This is a genomic window from Allobosea sp. 05T439 (assembly GCF_056396005.1).
This window is the reverse complement of record NZ_JBFTKP010000045.1, coordinates 1-18,954: the sequence shown is the minus strand read 5'-3', so window position 1 is coordinate 18,954 and position 18,954 is coordinate 1. Positions and strand designations below refer to the sequence as shown.

14 protein-coding genes and 1 pseudogene are annotated in these 18,954 nt (G+C 65.0%); 8 read left to right on the top strand and 7 right to left on the bottom strand.

The window, feature by feature from the left end:
- Positions 1-8: 8 nt before the first annotated feature.
- From AC1DIO_RS30400 to AC1DIO_RS30390, 3 genes are all read left to right on the top strand, one after another.
- Positions 9-263 (top strand): hypothetical protein, encoded by a 255-nt coding sequence (locus AC1DIO_RS30400; RefSeq protein WP_441493786.1) that lies wholly within the window; start codon positions 9-11, stop codon positions 261-263.
- Between the two features lie 214 nt (positions 264-477).
- Entirely contained in the window at positions 478-684 is a 207-nt protein-coding gene (locus tag AC1DIO_RS30395) for a hypothetical protein (protein WP_476854536.1), read from the top strand.
- An 82-nt stretch (positions 685-766) separates the two neighbouring features.
- Positions 767-1,042 (top strand): hypothetical protein, encoded by a 276-nt coding sequence (locus AC1DIO_RS30390; protein ID WP_476854535.1) that lies wholly within the window; start codon positions 767-769, stop codon positions 1,040-1,042.
- A gap of 192 nt (positions 1,043-1,234) precedes the next feature.
- Here AC1DIO_RS30390 and AC1DIO_RS30385 read toward each other — a convergent pair whose 3' ends face one another.
- Positions 1,235-3,607, bottom strand: coding sequence for a Tex family protein (locus AC1DIO_RS30385; RefSeq protein WP_476832585.1), 2,373 nt, complete (start codon positions 3,605-3,607; stop codon positions 1,235-1,237).
- Positions 3,608-3,816: 209 nt separating this feature from the next.
- Positions 3,817-6,903 (bottom strand): autotransporter outer membrane beta-barrel domain-containing protein, encoded by a 3,087-nt coding sequence (locus AC1DIO_RS30380; RefSeq protein WP_476854534.1) that lies wholly within the window; start codon positions 6,901-6,903, stop codon positions 3,817-3,819.
- A 391-nt stretch (positions 6,904-7,294) separates the two neighbouring features.
- On the opposite strand from AC1DIO_RS30380, the gene AC1DIO_RS30375 reads away from it, so the two are divergent.
- Positions 7,295-8,224 carry a MarR family transcriptional regulator gene (locus AC1DIO_RS30375; RefSeq protein ID WP_476854533.1) on the top strand — a complete coding sequence of 310 codons (930 nt, stop codon included), beginning with the start codon at positions 7,295-7,297 and terminating at the stop codon, positions 8,222-8,224.
- 147 nt (positions 8,225-8,371) lie between these two features.
- Here the strand turns inward: AC1DIO_RS30375 and AC1DIO_RS30370 are convergent, their stop codons facing one another.
- The 3 genes from AC1DIO_RS30370 to AC1DIO_RS30360 form a co-directional block, all read right to left on the bottom strand.
- Entirely contained in the window at positions 8,372-9,877 is a 1,506-nt protein-coding gene (locus tag AC1DIO_RS30370; protein WP_476854553.1) for a M81 family metallopeptidase, read from the bottom strand.
- 11 nt (positions 9,878-9,888) lie between these two features.
- A complete protein-coding gene (locus AC1DIO_RS30365; RefSeq protein WP_476854532.1) occupies positions 9,889-11,469 on the bottom strand; it encodes an ABC transporter substrate-binding protein in 1,581 nt (526 codons plus the stop codon).
- A 507-nt stretch (positions 11,470-11,976) separates the two neighbouring features.
- On the bottom strand, positions 11,977-12,288 hold the full coding sequence (locus AC1DIO_RS30360) for a hypothetical protein (protein WP_441507132.1): 312 nt from the start codon (positions 12,286-12,288) through the stop codon (positions 11,977-11,979).
- Positions 12,289-12,528: 240 nt separating this feature from the next.
- On the opposite strand from AC1DIO_RS30360, the gene AC1DIO_RS30355 reads away from it, so the two are divergent.
- The gene (locus AC1DIO_RS30355) at positions 12,529-12,954 is read left to right on the top strand and encodes a DUF1236 domain-containing protein (RefSeq protein WP_441507131.1); all 426 of its coding nucleotides are present in this window, start codon (positions 12,529-12,531) and stop codon (positions 12,952-12,954) included.
- Positions 12,955-13,068: 114 nt separating this feature from the next.
- On the opposite strand, the gene AC1DIO_RS30350 is transcribed toward AC1DIO_RS30355, so the two are convergent.
- A complete protein-coding gene (locus AC1DIO_RS30350; protein WP_476776391.1) occupies positions 13,069-13,461 on the bottom strand; it encodes a hypothetical protein in 393 nt (130 codons plus the stop codon).
- A 532-nt stretch (positions 13,462-13,993) separates the two neighbouring features.
- On the opposite strand from AC1DIO_RS30350, the gene AC1DIO_RS30345 reads away from it, so the two are divergent.
- Positions 13,994-14,395 (top strand): PRC-barrel domain-containing protein, encoded by a 402-nt coding sequence (locus AC1DIO_RS30345; protein WP_476854531.1) that lies wholly within the window; start codon positions 13,994-13,996, stop codon positions 14,393-14,395.
- 252 nt (positions 14,396-14,647) lie between these two features.
- On the opposite strand, the gene AC1DIO_RS30340 is transcribed toward AC1DIO_RS30345, so the two are convergent.
- Positions 14,648-15,646 carry a sensor histidine kinase gene (locus tag AC1DIO_RS30340; protein ID WP_441507128.1) on the bottom strand — a complete coding sequence of 333 codons (999 nt, stop codon included), beginning with the start codon at positions 15,644-15,646 and terminating at the stop codon, positions 14,648-14,650.
- 388 nt (positions 15,647-16,034) lie between these two features.
- Between AC1DIO_RS30340 and AC1DIO_RS30335 the strand changes: the two are divergent.
- A pseudogene (locus AC1DIO_RS30335) lies at positions 16,035-16,652 on the top strand (hypothetical protein); the annotation flags it as partial.
- On the top strand, positions 16,653-18,954 hold a 2,302-nt coding region (locus AC1DIO_RS30330; protein ID WP_441507220.1), incomplete at its 3' end, for an autotransporter outer membrane beta-barrel domain-containing protein.

The following is an 18,954-nucleotide window of genomic DNA, read 5'->3' as shown; positions in this document are numbered from 1 at the left end:
GACCCAGCATGAACAGCAAGATCGACAGCAGCAACCGCAAGCTCGACGAGGCCGAGCTCGACGACGTGCATGGCGCAGGAACCGGTGGGCATTGGGACCATAGCGGCAAGGCTTCCATGTGGGTGACGACCGTGCCCGGAGACGCCCATGGCTTCTTCAAGCCGACCGAAAACAGAAGCTCCGTCCGCCCGGACGGCAATGGCGGCTATATCCGCTGGGATCGTGCCGGCAATTGCGAAGCCCCGGCCATCCGCAGAACCTGAACTCTATCAATAATTTGGAGCCTGATCCGATCAGATTGAATCAACCTGATCAGATCAGGCCGCGCGGATAGCCCGCTGCAGGATGCCCGCGTTCCGGCCTGGCTCGGCGCCGTGATTTGAAGCCTCCGCGTCATGACCGTGCGGGAGCTGCTGCGGTGTCTGGCACATCCCACCCCACGTGGCTCAAGGCAGCCACAGCTCGACGGAGAAGACAATGGGCAACGAAAAGCTTGAAACCGGCGAAGATCGCAGAGACATGAAACTCTCCGATGACGAATTGGAGACTGTCACGGGAGCAGAGAAAATGAATCTATCAATTCTGCATCCGATCGACAGCTGGGGAAAGGTGTTCGGAAAACTCTTCGAACCGTTCAAGGCCACGCTGGATTCGCTCCAAGAAAGATCAAATAGGCACAAGTGATCCAGGGAACACGCGGCGTAAGCAGGCCTCGATAGGCCTTTCTCAACGCAATGACGGGTCCGGCCCGAGAAGGAGCAGACCGATGAGCACAGAGCCCGATAACGCTCCGCTGAACGATGCCTCGCTGGAAGACGTCAACGGCGGCTACAACGTGGTGGATGGCTTGGCGCGGCTCGGACACTCGATCGAGAGCAGTGCTCTGGCTGGCCACAAATTCGGAGCGGACGCCGACAATCATATGGCTGCCGCTGGCGGCGCCTTTGTTGGTATCATTTATGGGACCTTGAACGGCCTCAAGAACGAGGTCGGCACCGGCGTCAACGAAGCCATCGGTGGTATCAAGAACCTGATGAAGTAGACGATCATTGCCTGGCAGCAGATGCGCCCTTGTCGGGGCGTATCGACGGCGGAGGGGCCGATCGCTTCTTGCTGGCGAGCGCCCGCTTGGACCCCTGTTGAGTGGCGCTGCCGTGCCAGAGACCGATCTTCACATCCCTGAGATCGGCCGCCCCCCTTGGCCGGCTTGGCCAAGGGGGGCGGTTCGGCTTCCTTATCGACGCTTKAGCGCGTCCATGAGGGCTGCACCCAGGGCACCCTGGCTTTCCTTCTGCGGTGTCCGCGCCGGCCCTCCCCGGCCCGGGTTACCCTTGCCGTCGCGCGCGTCCTTGCCGCCGCGGGCATCCTGGCCGTCGCGAGCCCCCTGGCCGCCGCGCGCATCCTGGCGCGCGGTCTCACGCGGCCCCTTCGAGCTGTCGCCGCCTGCGTCGCTGCGCATGGACAGCGAGATGCGCTTGCGCTTGATGTCGATCTCCAAGACACGCACCTTCACGACGTCGCCGACCTTCACCACCTCATGCGCGTCCTTCACGAAGCGCTCGGCAAGCTGCGAGACATGGACGAGCCCGTCCTGATGGACGCCGATGTCGACGAAGGCGCCGAAGGCGGCAACATTCGTCACCGTGCCCTCCAGCGTCATCCCGACTTCGAGGTCCTTCATGTCGTCGATGCCATCAGCGAAGGCCGCGGTCTTGAAGGCAGGACGTGGGTCGCGGCCCGGCTTGTCGAGCTCGGCGATGATGTCGCGGACAGTCGGCAAGCCGAAGCGATCGTCGACGAAGCTGCGAGGATCGAGCCTGGACAGCACAGCGCTGTCACCCATCAGGGAGCGCAGGTCGCGCCCGCAGGCGGCGACGATCTTGCGGGCGACGCCATAGGCCTCCGGATGCACCGATGAGGCGTCGAGTGGTTCTGATCCGTCCCGGATGCGCAGGAACCCAGCGCATTGCTCGAAGGTCCGAGGTCCGAGCCTGGCAACGGCGAGCAACTGGCGGCGCGTACCGAACGGTCCGTTGACATCGCGATGCGCGACGATCGCTTCGGCGAGCGCAGCGCCGAGCCCCGATACCCGCGCCAGCAGCGAGGCCGAGGCCGTGTTGAGGTCGACCCCGACTGCGTTCACGGCATCCTCGACCATGGCGTCGAGCGCGCGGGCGAGATGATACTGATCGACATCGTGCTGATACTGGCCGACGCCGATCGATTTCGGATCGATCTTGACGAGCTCCGCCAACGGGTCCTGCAGGCGCCTTGCGATGGAAACCGCGCCGCGCAGGGTGACGTCGAGGTCCGGGAACTCGGCGGCGGCCTGTTCCGAGGCGGAATAAACCGAGGCGCCGGCCTCCGAGACGACCACCTTGATCGGCTTGGGCGGCGGCAGATCGCCGAGCAGCTCCGCGACCAGCTTCTCGGTCTCGCGACTGCCGGTCCCGTTGCCGATGGAGACAAGTTCCACGCCATGCTTGCGGATGAGGCTCGCAAGCTCGGCCTGCGTGCCGCGAACATCGTTCCGCGGCTGGAATGGATAGACGGTCGTGGTGGCAAGCAGCTTGCCGGTGCCGTCGACCACCGCCACCTTCACGCCGGTCCGGATGCCGGGATCGAGACCCATGGTCGCCCGCGATCCGGCCGGTGCGGCCAGAAGCAGATTCTTGAGGTTGCGGGCGAAGACATTGATCGCCTCGGCCTCGGCCTTCATCCGCAGATCGGTCATCAGGTCCACCGAGAGGTGAAGCGACAGCTTCGCCCGCCAGGTCCAGCCGACGACCTCCATCAGCCAGGCATCGCCCGGCAACCTGTCGCCGATCGCGTAGGTGTCGGCGATCATGCGCATCACCGGCTTGACCGGGCGCGGATCATCCCTGTCCACCTCGATGTCGAGCGTCAGAATGTCCTCGTTCCGGCCCCGCAGCATGGCCAGCGCACGGTGGCTCGGCACGTTGGCCCAGCGCTCGACGTGATCGAAATAGTCGGCGAACTTGGCGCCCGCCTCCTCCTTCCCTGCGATCACGCGCGCACGCAACTCGGCCCTTTGATGGAGGTAGCCGCGCAAACGACCGAGCAGTTCGGCATTCTGGGCGAACTGCTCCGACAGAATGTCCCGGGCACCGTCCAGCGCGCTCTTGGTGTCAGGCACGTCGTCGGCCAGATAGGCCGCCGCCAGCTCGGCCGGGACAGCTCGGCGATTGGCCAGGATCGCCTCGGCGAGTGGCCCCAGGCCGCGCTCACGCGCAATCTCGGCCTTGTTGCGGCGCTTGGGCTTGAAGGGAAGATAGATGTCCTCCAGCTCCGCCTTGGTCGTGGCGGCAGAGATCGAGGCCTCGAGTTCAGGCGTGAGCTTCTCCTGCTGGCGAATGGCCCCGAGAATGGCGGCGCGTCGACCTTCGAGTTCGCGCAGATAGATCAGCCGTTCTCCGAGCAGGCGCAGTTGGGTGTCGTCCAGCCCCCCGGTCGCCTCCTTGCGATAGCGCGCGATGAAGGGAATGGTCGCCCCCTCGTCGATCAGTGCAATGGCGGCGGCTGCCTGCGGCAGGCGCGCGCCGATCTCGGCGGCGATGCGGGATGCGATTGCGGCGTTGTCGGACATTCAGGACACTGGAACCGTTGCTGGAACAGAGATGATGGTTGGGTGCCTGAGGCGATGCAGCGTGATCGCATCCGCACCGGGCATGTCCCCTTCATAGCACCGCTCTCGATCACCTCCACCCCGCGCCGACGGTCCCACCCGAAACAGGCAATGTCCGCCGAAGGCGAACCGGCGTTCTCCGCCCGACAACGACGCCGCATCCGCCCTCGTCAGAAGTTGACGGCGAGCCGTGCGGTGCCGCCGAGGCTTCTGGTGTTGGTGGAGAGCTCGCTGTCGAGGCGGATGCCGAGCGAGACACGCTCGTTGAACTTTGCGTCCAGGCCGGCGGCGATCAGGGCGCTGTCGCGGTCGGGCCGGGCCCCGCTGGCGGCGAAACTCGCGCCCGGCAGCGCAATCAGGCTGGCGGCGAGGCTGGCATCGCGCTCGACGTAATGAGCCCAGGCGGCTCGCGCGAAGCCGGTGACCGGCACTGCGCCGACCATCGCCTGCCCGTCGAGTTGGAAGCCGACTTCCCAACGGCTGGTGACAGCGTTGCGCCTGGCGACACTGAGTGCACCGGCATTGCCGGCGAACCCGGCCCCTTCCGTGAAGGTGGGGCTGCGCACATGCACCGCCTGCAGGGCCGCCAGCGGCGAGATTGTGAGGCCGTTCCAGCTTGCCAGCGCCGCGGTCGCCTGCAGCCGCCCGCTCCAGGCCGTACTGGCATAGGAGGAGCTCAGCGCATTGCCGAGCGCCGGCACGGCGCGGTGGACGTCGTTGTCCAGTCTGGCATAGCCGCCGGCGGCGGCGAGGTTGACCGGGCCGAGCCTGGTCAGGCCATAGAGCCCCGCCTGGAAGGCGTCGCTGTGGATCTTGCCGAGCCCGCCGGACAGCGAGGCGCGCGCCTGGCCCGCGGCGACCGCGACACCCGCGACCGTACCCGGCGCCAGCAGGACATCGGCGCCGACCGCCAGATGCGCGTCATCGAGCGTGCGATTGGCCGAGCCGATAAGGCGCTCGCCATCATAGCGTCCGCGCGAGCCAAAGGGAGCGCCCCAGAGCGAGAAGCGCGCCGGGTCGAAGGTGGCAGGCCCGGCGGCGCTCCCTTTCGCGGGCAGACCGGCGGTGAAGCCGGCCGCTCCGCCGGGCGCCCCCGCCGCACCGGCCAGACGGCCGCGGCCGTTGGGGTCGAGCATGGTGCCGAGGAACGCGTTCGCCGCCTGGAAGCCGAGCGCCGGAACGCTGGCATGGATCTCGCCCGAGAGTTGGTTGACGACGGCCGGAATCGCGCTCGCCGGCTGGTTGTAGAGGTTGAACAGCGGCGAGGCGTCGCCCCCATTCGCCACCGCCCTGTCGATCGAGGCGGCGACGGCATAGGCGTTACGCGGCGAGGTCACGCCGAGCGCAGGCGAGCCCGATGGAGAGCCGGGTGGCGAGCCTGGTGACGAGCCGGGATCCCCTGAGCCGCCGGGTGTCAGCGGGCGCGGGGTCAAGGTCAACTGCACGTCCTGGGCGGTGTAGCTCACGGTCGTGGTGACGCCGTCGCCGAAAGCGCCGGTCGTGTCGACGGTCCCGAAGGTGCCGCTCCGCCCGCCCGCTGCCGAGAGCAGGGTGTAGGGGCTGTTGAAACGGAAGGTCTGGCCGAGTGGCACGATCTGCAGCGTGCCGGCGAGCGCAGCCGTGCCGCTGACATTGATGCGGTCGGCGAGCGGCCCCTGCACCTCGGCACGGTAGGTCGAGACCGCGTCCATCATGAGATTGCCGGAGACCGTCAGCGTGCCCGGAGAGTTGCCAGGCGAGAGCGTGCCGCCGGTGACGGTCACGCCCGGGACGGTGCCCGAGCCGCCAAGCGTGCCCCCGGCGTTGAGCGTCACGCCGGAAGAAACGGCGATCGAGCCGTTCACGACCAGCGTGCCGCCATCGACTGTGGTCGAACCGGTGTAGCTGCTCGCGCCCGAGAGCGTGAACCCGCCCGTGCCGGTCTTGATCAGGCTGCCATGGCCGTCCGATCCGACATTGCCAGCGAAGGTGCTATCGGCATTGTTGCCACCGACGGTCAGAGTGCGTCCGGCACCAAAGATCACCTGCGCGCCTGCCGTACCGCTGAGCGCGCCAATGCTCTGGTCGCCGTTGATCCGGAAACTCGTATTCGAGCCGCTCAGGGTGACGACGGCTTGCGGCGAAAGCGCATTGCTGCTGACCGCGTCGAAGGCCGCTCCGCCCGAGATGTTGATCTGCCGGGAGTTGAGCAGTGTGCCGCCGAGCGCAATGCGGAGCATGCCGCCCGATACGGTTGTCGGGCCTGAATAGGAATTGACGCCGTACAGGTCCTGACTGTTCACCCCGACTTTTGTCAGGCCGCCGGTCCCGGTGATATTGCCGAAGAAACCGATACTCGAGCCACCGCCGAGGGTCAGCGTGGCCGAGCCGAGCGCGACGGTCGTCCCCGCATTTCCCGCCAGGCTGGCGACGGCCTGATCGTAGCCCGCGAGCCTCCAGGTCCCGCCATTCAGCGTGATGTTTGTCGAAGAGGGCAGAGCGTTGCCAATGCCCATCTGCAAAGTGCCGCCATTGACGATTGTCGCACCGGTATAGGTGCTGGCGCCAGCCAGGGTCAGCGTGCCGCTGCCGTCCTTGGTCAGCCCGCCCCCGCTGCCCGAGATCACCCCGCTGAAGGTCGAGCTGGCGTCCTGCGAACCTGCGCTCAGCCGCGCCCCAAGCCCCAACTCGATCAGGCCGCTGCCGCTCAAGCCGTCCACGGCAAGGGCCGAGTTGAGCCGATAGGTGCCATCGATCTGGAGGTTCGTCTTCGCTTCGACGGCGCCGGGATTGTTGGTGGTCAGCGTCGCGCCGGATCGCACCTCGAGCGTGCCGATGCCGGCGCCGACCCCGGTCCAGATGCTGTCTCCCTGAAAGCTCAAGCGCGACGCGCCCGTAATGCTCGTAGAGAACGTCCCGCCGCCAATCGTCAGCGCCGCAGCGATCCCGATTGCGCCACCGCCTTCGAGACGGTTGATTGTCGCTTCGTAGCTTGAGAACTGCAGCGTTGCGCCATCGTTGATGGTGATCGAGCGGAATGATCGACCGAAGTCGGCGAGCCCAAGCCGATCTTGGCCGGCGGCGATGGCATTGCCCCCCTCGATGACCAGCCGCGCACCCAGGCCTCCGAATCCAGTCCAGCCGGTCACGTTGATGTTTCCGGTGTCGGTGGCTGAACCGAGATAGAGGGTCGAATTTCGTCCGAACCGGCCGAACGACACAGACAATGTTCGACCGGCGACGGCCGTCAGCCGGGCGACCGAGTCATCGTCGGTCAACACCTGGCTGCCCAGGTTCACGTCGTTCAAGGCACGGATATGACCAGCCGTGCCAATGAAGGTCAGTGTGCTGAAAGGATAGGGATTATTGGTTGAAACCTCGCCCAGGCCGCCCACATTGCCATTGGTCTGCCCATTTGCGGCATGGGACCCAAGGAAACAGAAGGCAATATACAAAGTGATTGAACAATAAATCCTGTAAAAATTGATGTATCCGCTTCTGACATCATGGTGCCTTGATGATATACGCCCGTTCTTTGTCGGCGGCTTTGAGGAATTGATAGCAGAAGGGCGCATAGCTCGTTATCTGTCGATCTCGATCGGCTCTGGACATCGCATTACTCCAGCCCCCACACAGATAGCAAAGTCCAAACTTTGCAGGTATTCCGCCATGAGCGACGCTTTTCGGCCGGTCAGCCGCGCCGACCATCTGCATCCCGCCGTCGATGCCTATGCGCAGGAGCCCGTATGGTCCTATGCGGTCGAGCTGATCCGTTCGCCCGCCTTCGGCCACGCGTTGCAGAACTACTGCATCGCGATGATGCAGCCACCGGAGATGGCCTGGCCGGCTGACAAGTTCTTCGGACAGAAGCTGCGCTATCTCGTCTCGTTCGCCTTGATCGGCCAGGATGCCCGCTGGCGCCGGAGCGGAGGAGAACTGCCGACGATTTCCGCCCTTCAGCGGTCTGCACACGCCAGCCCCCGGCAGGTCGCCGCCCTCGTCGCTGCGCTGAAGCTGGGCGGGTATGTCGTCGCGACCCGCGCCTCCCAGGATCGCCGCGCCGTGCGGCTACAGCCCGCGATGGCGCTCCTCCTGGAGATCGGTCGCTCACCCCTGGCATTTCTCGAAGCTTCGGAGCAAATCGCCCCGCCGCCACGGCCGTTCGCCGCTCACCTGCGCAGCCAGGACATCGCTCTGGCCGACTGGCTCGGCCGTTCCTACGATATGTTCCTTCAGGAAGACGTCTACTTCGCGCCCTTCGCGAACATTGTCCGGTTGGCCGAACAGGATTGCGGCTATCCGGTGCTATCGGCCGTGCTGGGTGCTCATTACGCGGCCCGCGCCGGTGCCGCCGCACCTGTTTCGTTGTCCTATGGCGGATTGGCGGAGCGCTTTCGCGTCTCGCGCCAGCATATCGGCAATATCCTGAATGAGGCCGAGCGGCGCGGCTGCTTTTCGGTCGATCACGGCGGCCGCACGGTCGCGGTCGCGCCTGATTTTCTGTCGGAGTTCGAAACCTGGTCTGCGGGGCAGATAGCCCATTATCGCCTGCTCGCAGAACAGGTCAGATTTCAATCGGAGCCGGTACTATCGGAATAGTCGCTTTCCCGGTCCTGCGGTCATCGTAATGGACCACCGAGATCACGCCTGGACATCGGACCGGATATCGTATCCGCTCCGATGATCTCAGCCTTTGTGTTTGCATCGGCTTTCCCGAAAACMGCCGTCCGCTATGTCGGGCCGACGCTAGCGATCTCCACCCTCCTCCGGCTGAAAKCGCGGGCTGCCATAGGGATAGTAGTCCTTCAGCGTCAGGTTCTCGTAGGGCAGAGCTTCGAGATGCACCGTGCCCATGAAGGGCTGCGACGGCTCKACCAGCAGGATCGTCGGCGCGAAGCCGCTATCGTCGAAACCCCGGCGGAAATGGACGCGGGACTTGATCGCGATGATATCGAATTCCGCGGGCTTGAGACCGAGTTCCCGGAGTTCCGATGGCTCGATGATCTGGACCAGATAAGGGCTCAAGACCAGCACATTGCCGTTGCCGAAGCTGACGCAGACGGACTCGTTGCCCATGCCGCGTCGGTTCGTGGCCGTCCGGATATCGCGGATCGTGCCGGTGATGCGCACGGGCTCGCCTGCCGATTCATCGAAGAGGCCGCCGATCTCCGCGTCGAACGCATCGCCGGGCCGGGCTCCGGCCGCGAGCACGGCACGGATAGCCTCGGGCGAGGCGATGGTGGCGATCAGGGTGCGCTCACAGCTCTGCGCGACGATCTCCTGCAGCAGCCAGGTGGCATAGCCCGAGCGATCGCTGTAATCGGCGAGCACGACCGGCGCCCTGCCCTCCGTCACGGCCTCGCGGGCGAGAATGACGCCCTGCTCCATCGTGTGGATCTTCACGGTCTCGAGCAGCGCCTTTCGCCGCCGCCAGGTCCAGTCGGCCATATCGCGGAGCACGCGCTCGGCGAGATCCGGGTCGTCATTGGTCAGGACCTGAAGGCCCATCCCGGCATCGGGAACGTCCGACCAGGGAAATCCGAAGAAGACATTGACGAAGACATCCGGCTCCCGCGCCTCCCAGATCAGCGCCCGCTGGATCAGGTCGGACCAGGGCGAGGCGCCGGTCCACATCACGACCGTGGGTGCGAGGATCGGGATCCGCAGCGACCGGTGCACCGGCTTGAAGCTGCCGCGGATCGCCCTGACCAGCATGCGCGCCGCGCGCTCGCCCTGCAGGTGCATGTCGTAATGGGGGAAGTATTTGACGCAGAAGGCCATGTCGGCCTGCTCTAGAAATGCTTCGTCCTCATTGCCATGGGGATCGAATGTCGCGGAGATGAAGGCCTCCGGGCCGACGACCTCGCGGACGCGCCTTGCGATATCGGCCTCGGGACGCGGCACGCCGCGTACCGCCAGCGCGCCGTGAAGCGCCAGATAGACGCCGTCCAGCGCCGGTTGAGCCTTCAGCTCCTCGATCATGATGCCGAGGAAATGCTCGTAGGCATCCTGCGTGACCCAACCCGAGCCCGTGCCGGTGCGCGGCCAGAGCGGCGAGGTGATGCCGATCAGCTCGACATCGTCGTGTTCGCGCGCGACCTGGACGAAGCCGCCCATATAGCCCTTCGGGTCGGTCGCAAGCAGCGCCTCGCCGCCGGCCGGCGAGCCGGGATAGATGAAATCCTCGCGGGTGGTGTCGTTGGGGAGGAAGGTGACCGTCTCATGGGCGAACTGGAGAACGGMGATACGGATCGGCTTGGACATCATGCTCGTTTCACGTCGTAGAATTGTGCGAAGCCAATACGCATCCCGGCCAATTCGCGATAGGCCGTCTTCTCGTAATAGGCGCCGAGCGGGATATAGGGCACCTCGGTGAAGAACTGCTTCTGGATTTCGGCGCAGATCGACTTTTGAGCGGCGATATCCTTGGCCCCGAACCAATCGAGGCGCAGCTCTTCCAGGCGCGGCGATTTCGGCCAGCCGAACCAGGCCTGATCGCCATTGCCGCGGATGCCGAGCTGGCTGGCGGGGTCGAAATTATTGGTGCCGTTCAGATAGGTGAAGAAGATGTTCCAGCCCCCCTTGTCGATGGGTTGCTTGCTCGCGCGGCGTTGAACGACGGTGCCCCAATCGGTCGAGACCATGTCCACATTCATCCCGGATTTCTGCAGCGCGTCCGCCGCCACCATCGCCAGCGCATGGGTCGAGGGGTAATCGGTCGGGTCGAGCAGCACGATGCGCTCGCCCTTGTAGCCGGCGGCCGCAAGCTCGCGCCGGACCGCCGCGAAATCCCGCTTGCCGACCAGAACCTCCGTTCCGGCCGTGGTCGCCAGCGGCGTGTCGGGGCTGAACACGCCGACATGGTCCTTCCACATCGAGCGTTCGTCTCCGGCGACCGCGGTCATGAACTCGGTCTGGTCGATGGCGCCGAGCAGGGCGCGCCGGATTGCGGGATTGTCGAAGGGAGGGTGGAGACTGTTGAAGCGCAGGCAGCCGATGCCGCCGGCCGGATCTAGACCTTCGACCTTCACGCCGGCCTTGGCTCTCAGCGTCCCCAGCAGATCCGGTGTCGGGTTCTGCCACCAGTCGATCTCGCCGGTGCTGAGCGCGTTGGCCGCCGTCGAAGGGTCGGGCATGATGCGCCACTCGACCCGGTCGAAGAACACGCTCTTGGGGCCGGCGGTGAAGGTGGCGGAGCCATCGGGCCGCGGCACATAGCCTGCAAATTTCTCATAGACCGCCAAGGCGCCCGGCACCCGCTCGTCGGCCTTGAAGCGGTACGGGCCGCTGCCGACCATCTCGGTCACCTGCTTGTTGGGGTCGGTCAGCGCCAGCCGTTCCGGCATGATGCAGGGCATCGACGTCCCGGTCTTGCCAAGGGCTGCCGGAAGCAGCGGGAACGGCCGCTTCAGGCGGAATTTCACGACGCGGTCGGATTCGGCCGAGAGCTCGTCGGTTGCATCCATCAACGCCCGGCCGAAGGCATCGCGCGCGGAAAAGCGACGGATGCTCGGCACCACGTCCTGCGCCCTCACCGGCTCGCCATCATGGAAACGCAGGCCCTCGCGCAATGTCAGTCGCCAGGTCTTGCCGTCATCCTCGATCGTATGGCCCGCCACCATCTGGGGCTCGAAACCATAATCGGCGTTCTGCCCATAGAGCGTATCGAAGACCAGATAGCCGTGATTGCGCGTCACCGTCGCCGTCGTCCAGACTGGATCGACGATCGCGACATCCGCCTCGGGAACGAATTTCAGGAGCTTTGCCGGCTGCGCGAGGCTGGGCTTTGCGATGACCGATACGGCGGCGCCAGCGGCAGCGCCCAAAAATGTCCGACGCTTCATGCCTTGAGACCTTCCGTGCGAGCAGATGGAACGGTCGCGGGTGCCCCCGGAGCCTGCCGGCGTCGCCGCTATGTCAGCAGGCCGATCCTAGAGCGGCGGAAAGAACGCGTGCAAGGCGCGCAGCGCAAAGCCGCCCCCGTGAATCCGCCATAGTTTGTGCAACTGCTCGTTCCTTGGCGACAAGGCGAGCTCTGATCCGCGCCGCCCCGGCGATCGGAGCCGATCTTTCGATAGCGTTCGGCAGAAGGACGCACTGAGATGATCGCAGCCGGACGTATCCAAGGACAGCAATCACCCGGGCTCTCCGGTCCCTTGAGGCTGGTGAAACACAAACGCATGACCGCAGCTCAGGCGTCCTTCGATGGATTTTTCCCTTGCGGCCGGGGGAGCGCCATCGCGGGCATCTTTGTGGTCATGATCGGCGATTGACAGGCCCGTCACGGACTTCGGCGCCTGGAACCTGATGACCAGTCGATGACCATCGAGCGGGGTCGCGCCATCCAGCCGCTAGAGGCTTGCCTTGCAAACCGTCGTCTCGACGGTTTCTCCGCGCTTGTTCAACAGCTTCCAACGCTTCAATTCGGCCTGGAAATAATAAGTCGGCAGTCGGTCATCGTCCGGCACCAGCTTCTGCAGGTCGAAGACGTATCGCCGTGCCTCGCCGTGGATTTGAACCATGACCCCGCCCGCAGCGTCCGGTCGGTCGATGACGATCACACCTTCCTCGAAGCTGCAGGTATAGGTCACGCCCCTGTCGGTGTCCGCGTGGGAGACCAGGAGAAGCGCGCTCGGAAGAAGTGCCGCCAAATAGGGGGTCATGAACGGGCTCCGGAATCGCTCTCTCCACTCGATACGCGCCCATCGAATGAAAGTTCCCCGCCTGCCCGGGCCACGAGCAGACATGCCCATCGCGGGCGTGATCGCGCTTCCGAATAGATAAATAATAAGACGCTGCTAAACATGTCATCATGAACAGTTATTCATGGAACACCTTACCTTACCCGCACGTTTACCTTTTCAGCTGGGGCCAAAACCGAGCCCCATGAAAAGGAAAGAACCATGATCAAGAATCTTGTTCTTATCGCCGCTCTCGCCGTCGTTCCGGTGACCGCATTTGCGCAGTCGAACTCTGGTGCGGCAGCGGGCGCCGCCACGGGCGCTGGCGCTGGCGCAGTGGGAGGCGCAATTGTCGGGGGACCTGCCGGTGCAGCCGTTGGCGCGGTCGGCGGCGCCGCGGCTGGCGCGATCGTAGGAGGTATCGCTGCGGACCAGAGAACCGAGTTCCGGACCTATGTGACGCAGCAGAAGGTCCCTTCGGTGGCTTATCGCGAAAAGGTCGTCGTCGGCGCGACATTGCCCGACACCGTGACCTATCGCGAAGTTCCCGCTCGCTACGGCAAAACCGAATATCGCTACACGGTGATCAACGATCAGACCGTCCTCGTCGAGCCGAAAACCCGCAAGATCGTGCAGATCATCGAATGATCGAGAAGGAGCCCACCCTTCCTGGGTGGGCTCCTGTCTTTGCATTTCCCGGACAAGCCCAAGTCTAACGTCATCACAATATTCTGGGGGAGATACGCTTTGATACGGACACTGTTAATGGCTGCCGGCATTGCCGCGACCGCGATGCTCGGCGCGCCAGCCCAGTCTCAGGTACGGCTCGATATGGGAATTGACCGGCCCGGCTATGACGCCCCCCGATATCGCGAGCGCCGAGCGTATGGCGAGCGTCGGGTCATCCGCGAGCGCTACGCGGATTGTCGGTTGGTGGAAAAGCGTCGCGTCAACCGCTTTGGCGAGGTCGTTGTGCGGCGCTCGCGCATCTGCGGCTGAGTATGACCGGCGCTCCGCCGTGGATGATCCTCGGCTTGTCCACGCACCTGCTTCCTTTCCCTTCCGCACTTCGGCAATTTCCTGGGAGACACCGATGCGAAAGTTCATCCTTGTTGCGGCTGCCGCGCTGGGCTTCGGCTCAATTTCGCCGTCCATGGCGCCGGCCACTCCGGTCGCGGGTTTGACGGCGATCGAGGGCCAAAATCACATCGAGCAGATCAAGCATGGCGGCCACGGGTATAAGGGCCATAAGGGCTGGCACGGGTCTACCCACTGGAAGCGTGGACGGGGCTACGGTCGACACTACGGCGCCCCCCCTCCACACGCGCGCGCCTATGGGCGCCGGGCACACGACTCCGGATATTACCGCTACAGGTAAGGCTGTGCGGCGAAGCGCCGGCGTCGCGCGTTGCCGCTGCCACATCAGCATATCGCCGCCTGACGCGCATATCGACAGGCGGCAGCGACTGCGGCCGGAAGTGGGGTCAACCGAATCAGTTCCTGCACTTTCACCGTCGTGATTGCACCGTCGTGATTGGCTCCCTCCCCCAACCGCTCTCACAGCCCGTGGACACCGTCTCTTCCCGCGGAGTTTGCGCCCTGAGAAACAGATTGGGGTGCTCGGAATTCCCATTCCATCCTGCCGCAGCAGTTCAGGCTGCGAACCAAAGAGAAGGACCTTCCGAACATGCGCGCCATCGCCTTTACTGTCGCTGCCACCCTGCTTACCGGCACCGCCATCGCCCAGACGGCGCCCGTCCCTGCACCGGCGGAGCMAAAGGTGTTCGTTTCTGTCGAGGAGTCTTCGGCGCTCGTCAGCAGTCTCAAGGGTCTCGACGTCAGGAACTCTGGTGACGAAAGCGTTGGCGAGATCGAGGATTTCGTCATCGCCGGCAACGGCTTTGATTCCTACATCCTGTCGGTCGGCGGCTTGCTCGGCATGGGCAAGCACTATGTTGCGGTCAGTCCCAGCGCCCTTGCCGTCACCTGGAATGCGTCGGACAAGAAATGGAACGCCCGGATCAACGCCACCAAGGAACAGCTGAAGGCGGCCCCGCAGTTCAAGTATGAAGGCCGCTTCGCGAAGTGAGCGAGCTGAAGTCAGCCCGCGGTCGCCTCGCTGCCGTTCCGGCGCAATGTCCGCTTCTTGGAAATCCCTCACCGTTCAGCAGCGCGCACGGCGCGCCAGTGACCCGAAGCTGAACCTGATTTCTGCAGGGGCGGCACACGTCATCGATATCTCGCGGTCGGGCGATCGCCCGGGACGCGAGAACGCACCTGCCGTAAAAGACACGGACGGCCTACCTGCGGCGCGAGTCATCGCAGCCGTGCGTCGCAACACCTAGTCAGCGAGCTTCGCCGCCTTGATCCGCAGCGTGACAATGACCCCCTCGAGGGACCAATTGTAGTCGATCGAGCCCCCCAATTGCCCTGAGATGCTGCGAACCACGAGGCGGCTACCATAACCACCGGCGCCGTTCGGAGGTTCGACGGCAGGGCCTCCCCGCTCCGTCCAGATGATCTTGATCTCTTCGTCGTCAGAGCAACCCGAAACGTCCAGGGTGCCGGTCTCGGCCGACAGCGCGCCATATTTCAACGAGTTGGTCGCGAGCTCATGGATGATAAGGGCCAGCGTGGTCGCCGCACTCTCACCAACGCCCATGCGCGGCACCGCGACGCGGATGCGCCCGCTGAAGGCGCCCAGGTCCTCATAAGGAGACAGCAGGATCGACAACAGGTCGCCGAGCAGAGCCGCATGGCCTTGGTGGCCCGGGAGCGGTCTCACCAAATCGTGGGCTCGGCCAAGTGCCGCCAGGCGCCCGGTCAATTCGGTGGCCATCTCTTTGGCGGTCGTCGTGGACCGCGACGAGATCAGGGTCAGCCCCGAGGCAATGGACAGCAGATTCTTGACGCGATGGCTCATCTCCCCGGCGAGAAGCTCATGGCCTTCCTCCGCCTGCTTGCGCCCCGTCACATCAAGAAAGATGCCGTAGGCAATGCCATTGTGCAGATGCGAATCGTCGCCAATGCCCCGAGCGGAGATCCATCGGATTTCCTCATCGATAATAATGCGGAAATCTATTTCATAGGAGCCGACGATCGCCCGCGTCGCCGTGAACGCGCTCCGTACCCGATCCCGGTCGGCGGGGTGAATTCGGGCTGAGAGATCCTCGAACTTTACCGGGATGCTGTCGTCCTGCACTGCCCATAAGGCATATCCCCGTTCGTCCATGGCGAACCGGTCGGTCTCCACGTTCCACGACCAAAGGGCCACCCCGGCCGCGCCGATAGCGCGACGGAGGCTCTCAGCGCTCCACGACAGAGGGTTGCTGGTGGGCATAATGACACTCGGTGAGCGGACGCGGGTGGGCATCGTAGCAGCGGAGGCCGGAGTTCTCTAAGCCTTAAGGGCAGACGGCGACCATTGTTCAGGGGAATATCGCCTCCCCAACAACCTGGCAGTTGCGCTCTGACGACCGCCAGCGGAGGTTCGCATGCCCTGGGACGGCGCCGGCGGCGCAGCACACTGACTCTCGCCCAGCCGACCGCGTTCTGCTCCAGCGCCCACACGGCAGGACGCTGCGTCATTTAACATCTGAGTTATACAACTTTTCCGCGGCATCTACGGCGAATGCCGTATTGTCGCGAGAGTGCCGCTACCCTAACTCTCACGGTCGGGCATGCATTGCGGGTGCGTCTCGATCTTGTCCGCGGCGCCGGGGGGCTAGATGAGGCGAGTGCAGAGGGCGGCCGGTGTGGGGCGCGGAGCGCGAGCGCCGCTCGCCATCCTGCGACTGATCGAAGATGCGGCTCGTGGCCGGCAACAATCCGGCCTGCAGGCACGCGGACACGCGCGGCCGGGCCGCCGCGCTGCGTCCTTCCCGGCGACCACGGCGCTGTCTCTCGTCACCTGGCTCGCCGGCCTGCCGCTGGGAGCTGCCGCGCAAACGCCGTCCGTGACGGTGACGGGCGATGTTTCGCCTCTTCCATCGCCCAATCCGCTGCCGCATTGGACTCCGGGCGGCTTCCTCAACATTGGTCAAACAGGCACTGGCGCGCTGACCATTGCGGGCGGCGGTACCGTCAGCGTGGGCTCCGAAATTGTCCGCATCGGCGTAGCCGTCGGCGGTAACGGCTCAGTCAGCGTGACGGGGACTGGATCATACCTCAGAGGCAGTGGACAACTCGATGTTGGACACTCTGGCACTGGCTCGCTGCTCATAGAAGCAGGAGGGACTGTCTCGTTTGATTCCGTTGTCATAGGCAACGCCGCCGGCCCCTCCCATCGTGCCGCGGGCTCGGTGACGGTCACAGGGGCCGCATCGTCCCTGAGCAGCAGCTCGTTCATGTATGTCGGCGGTTTCGGCGACGGGACGCTCACCATTCAGGCCGGAGGCACCGTTTCCGTTGAAGGTGGCGGGGGCATCCTTGGAGTCGCCTCCAATGGCACTTATGGCGGTACAGGCACATTGAACATTGGTGCCGCGTCCGGCCAACCGGCGGCGGCGGTCGGGAGCCTTCTCGCGGCCGAAGTCGCATTCGGCGCAGCCACGGGACGCATTGTCTTCAACCATACCTCTACGGCCTACACGTTCGCGCCCAAGATCACAGGCGCCGGCGCGCTTCTTATCGAGGCCGGGGTCACCATCCTGACAGGGACGAATACCTATAGCGGCGGGACGAACATCAACGGAGGCGTTCTGTCCATAAGCCGCGACGCCAATCTCGGTGCGGTCTCAGGGGGGCTGACCCTCAACGGTGGCACACTCAAAACCACCGGCAGCTTCACCTCGGCACGGGATGTGACGTTGGGCGCAGCCGGCGGCACGATCGACACCAGCGGCGTGTTGACCCTTTCGGGTCAGATTTCCGGCCCGGGCTCTCTCTTTGTGAACGGCGCCGGCACCCTGTCGCTGACCGGAGCACAGAATGTCATCGGGGGCGCGCTMACCCTCGGCGGCAGCGCGAGCCCGACGCTCGAGATCAAGGGCGGTTCGCTCACGGTCGGCGATCCGGCCGGCTGGGCAATGGGCTGGAACGAAGTGTCGAGCGGCCTGCTCCGGGTCAGCAATGGCGGAACGCTGAAGCTGGTGGACCCGATGGGGTACCTGGCGATCAAATCCGCCATGGAGGTTTCGGGGGCAAATTCCAGCGTCACCAATGAGGGCTACACGGATGTCGGCGGTCCTGCTGCCGCGACCCTGACCATCAGCGGCGGCGGCGTGATGAACAGCAAGGCGGGCGCGCTCATCGAGGGGCATGGGACCTCGTCGACCGTCAGCGTGACCGGAGCCGGCTCGGTCTGGAATGTCGAGCAGCACATGTTCATCGGCTCCAAATGGTCCAATGGAACCGGCGCGCTCGTCGTTTCCGACGGTGGCATCGTCAATCTGAACGGCAACCTCTATTACGATTCCGATGCCGGGCTGGGCCTCGCCAGCGCCACTGTGACGGTCACGGGCGCAGGCTCCCAGCTCAACGTGGTCGACGGCCTCTTCGTCGGTTATGGCTGCGGCTGCGGCGCCACCACCGCCATGCTCACTGCTGCGGATGGCGGCACGGTCAAGGCCGGCTGGGTGGAGATCAGCGATACCTCCGTGCTCAATCTTGGCACCGGCGGGCGCGCGGGCGCGATCGACACGCGCGCGATCCTGAATGACGGCGCCATCGTCGCGGATTTTGTCGATACCGCCACGCTCGCAGCGAACATCTCGGGCACGGGGACGCTGACCAAGCAGGGTTCCGGCCGGCTCATTCTGACGGGGAACAGCAGCTATACCGGGGCAACCTCGGTGCTGTCGGGCCTGCTCACGGTCAACGGCTCGCTGACGGGCTCCGCCATTACCCTGGCCGGCGGCGCGCTCGGCGGTTCCGGCACGGTCGGGAGCGTCATTGTCGGCCATGCCGGCACGGTCGCACCGGGCAATTCGATCGGCACCTTGAACGTTGCCGGCAACATCTCCTTCGCTCCCGGCTCGACCTATCAGCTCGAGGTCAATGCCGCCGGCCAGTCCGACAGGATCGCCGCCACCGGGACCGCGACCGTGTCCGGAGGAACGGTGCAGCTTCTGGCGGAACAAGGCGGCTATGGCGCCTCGACGCGCTACACCATCCTGACCGCGCAGGGCGGGGTCATCGGCCAGTTCGCCGCGGTGACCTCCAATTTTGCCTTCCTGACCCCAAGCCTGGCCTATGGCGCCACCGAGGTGGCGCTGACGCTCGATCGCAACGCGATCGCCTTTCCGCAGGTCGCCCTGACCCGCAACCAGGCCGGTGCCGCCGGAGCAGCCGAAGCGCTGGGTTCCGGCAACCGTGTCTACGATGCGCTGCTCACGGCAAGCGTCGCCGACGCCCGCGCCGGCTTCGACGCGCTCTCGGGTGAGGCTCACGCGCAAGCGGTCAGCGTCGCGATCGAGGACAGCCATCTCATTCGCGAATCCATCCTCAACCGGCTGCGCTGGCCCCTGGCCGCCGGCTCGTCCGGCGGCTCGGTCAACGCCGCCTTCAGCGCCGACGCGCCCGGCAGATCAGCCGGCACAACTCTGCCGGCGCCGCGCCTCGCCATGGAACGCTTCACGCTTTGGGGTGAGGCGATCGGAGCGCAGGGACGCACGGACGGGGACCGCAACGCGGCTTCGCTCGACCGGC